Origin of the sequence: Staphylococcus sp. HMSC34C02 (assembly GCF_001838705.1) — a bacterium.
Classification (GTDB): domain Bacteria; phylum Bacillota; class Bacilli; order Staphylococcales; family Staphylococcaceae; genus Staphylococcus; species Staphylococcus borealis.
The window spans coordinates 45,325-52,265 of record NZ_KV838555.1 but is presented as its reverse complement, the minus strand read 5'-3'; the positions used below and the strand labels follow the sequence as shown (position 1 = coordinate 52,265).

Sequence of the window (6,941 nt, the reverse complement as noted above, 5' to 3'; positions counted from 1 at the left end):
ACTCGCTATCAACAATAAAGTCAATAACTTTTTTTATTAATTTTTGAAGTGTTTTAATGTTCGTTGATTTGTTCCGCTCAACAAATATATACTATACAGGCATTTATCCATTTTAACAACAGTAAAAATTACACTTTATCCAGTGTAAAAAGTTCTAAAACACTTAATAAACGAACTTTAGTTAATAATAATAATTAAATAGTTCGTTTATACGTATTATATCGTTTTCTATACCCACTTTAATGCGTTTTAATCACTCGAATAACAAACTTTAAAAAATTTACATTTTTTTAAAACAAATTAAAAAAAACGCTATTGCAAATTGAAATATAACCGTTATAGCTATATTTGCTATCAATTTGCTAATAGCGACTCTATGTTTTACATTTCTGTTCTTCCTGCTATTGCTTTAGATAAAGTAACTTCATCAGCGTATTCTAAATCTCCACCTACTGAGAGTCCTTGGGCTAACCTAGTGACTTTAATTCCAATAGGTTTCACCAATCTAGATATATACATCGCCGTTGATTCTCCCTCTAAGTTAGGATTCATAGCTAATATTAATTCTTTAACCTCATCATCTTTTAATCTATCTATTAATGTCGGTATATTAATATCTTCTGGCCCTATTCCATCCATTGGAGAGATTGAGCCATGTAGTACATGGTAAAGTCCTTTATATTCTCTCATCTTCTCCATCGCAATAACATCTTTATCATCTTCAACTACACATATAACTGAGCGATCACGTTGCTTATCTTCACAAATATAACAAGGGTCATTCTCAGTTATATGACCACATACACTACAATAAGTAAGCTCACGTTTAACATCTACCAAGGCTTTAGCAAATTGGACTACATCGTCTTCTTTCATATCTAAAGTATGAAATGCCAGACGTTGAGCCGTCTTGGGACCAATGCCTGGCAGTTTCATAAAACTATCTATTAATTTAGATATAGGTTCAGGATAATGCATCTATATTACATTCCCGGAATATTTAAGCCTTGTGTGTGCTTACCTAAACGTTCTTGAGTTAATTCGTCAGCTTTATTCATCGCTTCATTCGTTGCTGCTAAAACTAAATCTTGTAGCATTTCGATATCATCTGGATCTACCGCTTCTTCTTTAATTTCAACATCTACAACTTCTTTGTGACCAGTAACTGTAACAGCTACCATGCCACCACCTGCAGTACCAACAATGCGTTCTTCTTTTAATTTTTCTTGCTCTTGAGCCATTTTCTTTTGCATTTTTTGCATTTGTTTCATCATTTGTTGCATATTTCCGCCACCGCGCATAATATCATTTCCTCCTTGAATGTATCGACATTATCTATTAATTTATATTTTATTATACATACGTTTATATTTATTGTCATGTATCTCTGTTTCTAGAATCAATTCAACAATCCTATACTCAAATCAACTTCTTACTATTAATATAACAAAAAGGATTATTCATCTATTAAATGAACAGTTTCTTCACCAAATAAGTCACGGGCTTTCTGTGCTACATCTGTGTCTTGCTTACTTTCTTCACCATTAGTTGGTGTTGTTTGATTATCTTTATCTTGTTGCTTTCTACTATTAATATATTCAGTTCTTACTCTCATCCATTGATCTGAAGGGACGCCCACTACTTCAACATTCTTATTAATGATGTTTCTCACTACATTTTCAATACTAGTTCGTTTTTCATCATCTCTATTAACAATTTCACAGTGTATCTCTTCATCAAACTGAACTAATACGCGTTTTTCACTAGCAGCTACAGGAATTGAGTTTTGTAATAAACTTACCAATGATTTCTTATCATTCTTTTTCGCATAGTCTACTACTTCTAGCCAGTGTTTCTTCAATAGTTGAATATCTTCTTTGTTTGCTTCGTCTAATACTTTAGCAATATTCGTCATTGAGAAAGTACCTTTATTCTGACGTCTACCACGCGTGTTCGTTTGTGTAGCATGCTGTTTTGAATTTGCTGGAGTGATGCCTTGAGCTTTGAGTGTTTTTAGTTCATTTTCTAGTTGTTCCATACGTTGTAACAACACGTCATTATTAGGTTGTGACGCAACTTGTGTTGTCGCAACATTTGTTACAGTGTCAGGCTGTGATTTCATCATTTCAGCAATTTTTACTAGTAACACTTCAAAGTGCACATTTTGGTTCACACTAAAACGTATCGATACTAAAGTATCGTTAATGATATCAATCATATGATAAAGCGTATCTAAATTAAAATTCATTAGCGCATCGAATTCTGCATGATTATCGACCGTTTTATTCATAATTGTATCGCGAACAAAATAAATCATATCATTAATAAGACGGTTTACTTCTTTTCCTTCTGAAATAAATTGATGATAGCGTGTAAATGCATTTTTAACATTTCCTTCAACAACGTCTTTAAATAATTCATTTAATGCCGCTTCATCCACACTACCCGTTACATCTAATACATCTTGTAGTGTAAGATGCTCATCACCAAATGCGATAGCTTGGTCCATAATACTTAGCGCATCACGCATACCACCTTCAGATGCTTTAGCAATAAACTCAAGGGCTTCATTATCATAATCTAAATGTTGTTCTTCAGCTACAAAGCGCAAGCGATCTGTAATTTGTTCTGTACCTATCGCTTTAAAGTCAAAACGTTGCGCTCGCGAAATAATCGTAGGCGGGATTTTATGTGGTTCAGTTGTAGCAAGAATAAAAATAGCATGTGCCGGTGGTTCTTCGAGTGTTTTTAATAGCGCATTAAACGCACCAGTTGTTAGCATGTGCACCTCATCAATAATATATACTTTATATTTCGACTCACTAGGCGCATATTTAACTTTATCTCTAATGTTTCTAATTTCATCTACACCATTATTACTTGCAGCATCAATCTCAATCACATCGCCATTCGTACCTTGCGTAATACCTTTACAAATCGCACATTCATTACATGGTTCGCCATCTTGAGGATTTAAACAATTTATTGCTTTAGCAAACACTTTAGCAATACTCGTTTTACCAGTTCCACGAGGGCCACTAAAGATATAGGCATGTGATTGTTTACCTTTGGAAATGGCGTTTCGTAACGTCTTAGTTACATGTTCTTGCCCCACAACATCCTGAAAGCTTTGGGGTCTAAACATTCGATACAAAGCTTGATAATTCACATCCGCACCTCCGTTAACAATTACTCTACATTATATCACGCATTATCGCCTTATTATCAATGAATTTATTATGTCATATCTGCGTCTTGCACAATACCATGTGGATAATCATCCAGTTGATCCCATAGAAATTTAACACGTAACATAGACGCATCTGTTTCTTTTGAGAAAATATGATGTTTGTCTGCCGATTCATAACCTAACCCTTCGAAATACTCTGGACAACACCCCACAATGATAGTCGTATAGTGTTGTGATTTCGCGCGTTCTTCAACAGCTTGGACTAAGGCTTTGCCCAACCCTTCATTACGATATGGCTGTTCAACTATAAGGGACGCTAATTCTAGTGCTTTGTAACGCTGGTTTCCAGCATTCAAATTAATCTCGCTAAGCATGACATGTCCTATAATATCGCCCGATTCATCTTTAGCAATGACTTCGAGTCCATAATTATAATTCGCTGCTTGACGTAATTTTGAAATGAGTGCACGTTGTCTTTGACCAGCACCTTGATGTTTCTCATCATAACTTGATTCTATTCTATTCAAAGTTTCGCTATAATCCATTTCCGTTAATGTACTTAAGAATAATCGCATATTGACCCCCTCTAATGCGTCAAAGTGTTCTTCGTTCGACACTTGGACATATCGCTTTCCCGTTTTTATTTATCTATATTTTATACAAAAAAATGGGAGCAGGACAGAATTCTGTTTAAATTCGTTGTCCCACCCCCTCAAGGATGACTAGAACTGAGAAATGCTTGATTTAAGCGCCTTCTCAATTTAGACAGCTACTGCGAACTCGCAAAGTAGCATCATTACATTATTTATATTACAGGCTCTCTTTTAAATTTATACTAAAAATTTGATTTATTTCGGTTAATTTAACGTATTAAAAAACCGTGCACCTTCGAATCGAGTGTGTATCACAAACGTTACCGAAGTCGACAGCTAAATCTCGGCTACCCTACGGCACATATGAGGATCCACTTAATGCTGCTTCCGTCAGGACCTGACATGATTCATGGGTTCATATTGCATAGGACCGAAATCTTCAAACACTACGTGCTTCGGGCAGACTTCACAAAAACACACCCTCAACAAAGGAATTAAGTCTCGCATAAAGCGGATTTCGAGTACAGGGAACCGCTACCTCCCCACCTAGCACGGTAAGTTTTATAATACTATAAACGTTCTTCCTATTGCAAGTGTAAAGTTTTAATTCTCCATATCATCGACTCAAAAATAGCTTGATGCCATCTTATAATTTATGTCGTCTTGAAAATTCTTGGAATTTAAATTCTGTTGCTAAATGCTTCGACACATTATATTGGAATGGCGTTGTGTTATTTAAATAAACGACACTTCTCACTGTTGCAGTATATGGTGGTTGTATTTTACCGAAAACATCATAGGCACTTTCAGTAAAAGGCTCAAACGTAATCGATTTGCTTGAATAACTGATATCTAATTCTAATTGTGTTTCTAAATAATGATAAATAGAATCTTTTGCTACTGAATTCGTAATGCCCGGAACGATTGAAGCTAAAAAGTAGTCTTCATCTAAAATCTTCACTCTATGATTGATACTTCTTGTACGTACAACATGAATCAGTTCCTCATCACCCTTAAGATTCAATTGCGTTTTAACATAAGGTACCGAGTTGGCTTTAATCCGTTCGTTAATGAGTACTTCAGTTTCATGTTTCAAACCCAGTTCTTCTTGCACTTCTTTAAAGCTAATTAATTCTGAAAATGGGAACTCCGTAACACCTTGATCAATAACAATAGAGCCCTTACCTCTAATTTTTTGAATCATACCATCATTTGCTAACAAGTCCAGTGCTTTTCGAACAGTTTCACGCGATGTGCCATATCGTGTTACCAATTCATGTTCTGACGGAAGTTGTTGTCCATTGGTATATACATCTTCATATATTTGTTGTTTGAGTTGTTCATATATCGTTATGAATTTTTGTGTTGCCATGTCCTTCTCCATTACATCAATCTATTGAACATCAATGACAATTGCACCAAATGGAGATATTTCACCATTTTCTATTGTGCCATTTTGAATAATAACTGTTCCTTGTCTATTGATGTCTTCAGGTAATTTTACTGCTTCTTTTGAAAAGTTAGCAACCACGAGCCATGTTTGACCATCATAATTTCGGCGGTACATGAATAAGTGTGGGTGTTCCATATATAACGGCTCGATGTCACCATAAGTGATAATATCATGTTCATGACGCAATCGAATCAGTTCGCGATACGTGTGTAGTACGGATGTTTTGTCCTCAATTGCTGCTTCTACGTTAATATATTGCGCATTGTTTGGTATATCAATCCAAGGCGCACCAGAAGTGAAACCTGCTTGCTCACCTGATGTCCATTGAATAGGTGTTCTAGAATTGTCACGTGATTTTTGCCCTAGAATAGTTAAAATTTCACTTTCATCTATACCTTGTTCTTTTAAGTTATCATAGGCATTACGTGACTCAACATCACGATATTGTTGAATAGAATCAAAGTGCGGATCCGTCATACCGATTTCCTCACCTTGATAAATGTATGGTGTACCTTGCAACATATGCAATGCAATAGCTAACATCTTAGCGCTTGCTTGTCGATTTTCTTCTGTAGAATCATCACCGAAACGAGATACAACGCGTGGTTGATCATGATTGCACCAGAAAATCGCATTCCATCCGCCACCTTCGTATATTCCAACTTGCCAATCCATCAATATTTCTTTTAGTTTTAAAAAGTCTAATTTCGCATTTGACCACTTTTCTCCATCAACATAATCTACTTTTAGATGATGGAAGTTGAAGACACTACTTAATTCTTGTCGGTCAGATTTTGTATATTTGATACAATTATCAATGGTTGTTGATGACATTTCTCCTACCGTCATCATATCTTTATCTCCAAATGTATGACGATTGAGTTCATGTAGATACTCATGTACATGTGGTCCGTCAGTATAAAACTCTTTTCCAATTTTAGGAGAATCCTTAAATTCACCTTTAGAAATAAGATTAATTACATCAAAGCGGAAACCATCTACACCAAATTCAATCCAGTGGTTAACAACATCATATAAAGCCTGTCTCACTGCTTCATTATCCCAATTTAAGTCAGCTTGTGTGACATCGAATAAATGTAAATAATATTCATCTGTCTTCTCGTCGTATTGCCAAGCATTACCACCAAACTTCGATTCCCAATTAGTTGGAGGTCCATCTTGTGATGGTTTAAAGAAATAATAATCACGATACGGATTGTCTTTCGAACGGATCGCTTCTTTAAACCATTCATGTTCTGTAGATGTATGATTAATAACAATATCTATCATGACTTTTAAGTCTCTCTTATGTGCTTCACTGATTAATGTTTCAAAATCTTCTAGCGTCCCGAAGCGTTCGTTAATTTTCAAGTAATTGCTAATATCATAACCATTATCATTCATCGGCGATTCATAAACAGGTGTTAACCAAATGTAATCAACACCTAAATATTGAATATAGTCTAATTTTTCAATAATTCCTTTTAAATCTCCCTCACCATTACCTGTTGTATCGTTAAATGATTTGGGATAAATTTGATAAACGACAGACTTTTTCCAATCTTTTTGTGCCATGTATACTCACCTTTCGCTTATTAATCGTATTAATTTGATTTAAAAGGAGTGGGATAGAATTTTTTCGAATTCGTTATCCCCCTCCCAGTTTGCTTAACTTGTAAGATTTCTTTATGAAATTCTCTCTGCA

Annotated in this window: 6 protein-coding genes and 1 other RNA gene; all 7 read right to left on the bottom strand. The window is 35.1% G+C overall.

Annotated elements, in window-relative coordinates:
• Positions 1 to 381: 381 nt before the first annotated feature.
• Positions 382 to 978 (bottom strand): recombination mediator RecR, encoded by a 597-nt coding sequence (recR, locus tag HMPREF3239_RS01040; protein WP_053030221.1) that lies wholly within the window; start codon positions 976 to 978, stop codon positions 382 to 384.
• Between the two features lie 5 nt (positions 979 to 983).
• Complete coding sequence (locus HMPREF3239_RS01035; protein WP_001213992.1) at positions 984 to 1,301, bottom strand: YbaB/EbfC family nucleoid-associated protein; 318 nt, start codon at positions 1,299 to 1,301, stop codon at positions 984 to 986.
• A gap of 155 nt (positions 1,302 to 1,456) precedes the next feature.
• Positions 1,457 to 3,169: a DNA polymerase III subunit gamma/tau gene (gene dnaX, locus HMPREF3239_RS01030; protein ID WP_070854413.1), complete on the bottom strand. Its 1,713-nt coding sequence runs from the start codon at positions 3,167 to 3,169 to the stop codon at positions 1,457 to 1,459.
• A 68-nt stretch (positions 3,170 to 3,237) separates the two neighbouring features.
• A complete protein-coding gene (locus HMPREF3239_RS01025) occupies positions 3,238 to 3,765 on the bottom strand; it encodes a GNAT family N-acetyltransferase (protein ID WP_070854411.1) in 528 nt (175 codons plus the stop codon).
• 303 nt (positions 3,766 to 4,068) lie between these two features.
• An RNA gene (gene ffs, locus HMPREF3239_RS01020) (signal recognition particle sRNA large type) lies at positions 4,069 to 4,338 on the bottom strand.
• Between the two features lie 91 nt (positions 4,339 to 4,429).
• Complete coding sequence (treR, locus tag HMPREF3239_RS01015; protein ID WP_070854409.1) at positions 4,430 to 5,155, bottom strand: trehalose operon repressor; 726 nt, start codon at positions 5,153 to 5,155, stop codon at positions 4,430 to 4,432.
• Between the two features lie 21 nt (positions 5,156 to 5,176).
• Complete coding sequence (treC, locus tag HMPREF3239_RS01010) at positions 5,177 to 6,811, bottom strand: alpha,alpha-phosphotrehalase (protein WP_070854407.1); 1,635 nt, start codon at positions 6,809 to 6,811, stop codon at positions 5,177 to 5,179.
• Positions 6,812 to 6,941: the final 130 nt, after the last annotated feature.

What these genes read in the sequence shown, in the direction of transcription:
- treR (WP_070854409.1), bottom strand. Translation starts at nt 5,155, where the DNA reads ATGGCAACACAAAAATTCATAACGATATATGAACAACTCAAACAACAA.
- HMPREF3239_RS01035 (WP_001213992.1), bottom strand. Translation starts at nt 1,301, where the DNA reads ATGCGCGGTGGCGGAAATATGCAACAAATGATGAAACAAATGCAAAAA.
- recR (WP_053030221.1), bottom strand. Translation starts at nt 978, where the DNA reads ATGCATTATCCTGAACCTATATCTAAATTAATAGATAGTTTTATGAAA.
- HMPREF3239_RS01025 (WP_070854411.1), bottom strand. Translation starts at nt 3,765, where the DNA reads ATGCGATTATTCTTAAGTACATTAACGGAAATGGATTATAGCGAAACT.
- treC (WP_070854407.1), bottom strand. Translation starts at nt 6,811, where the DNA reads ATGGCACAAAAAGATTGGAAAAAGTCTGTCGTTTATCAAATTTATCCC.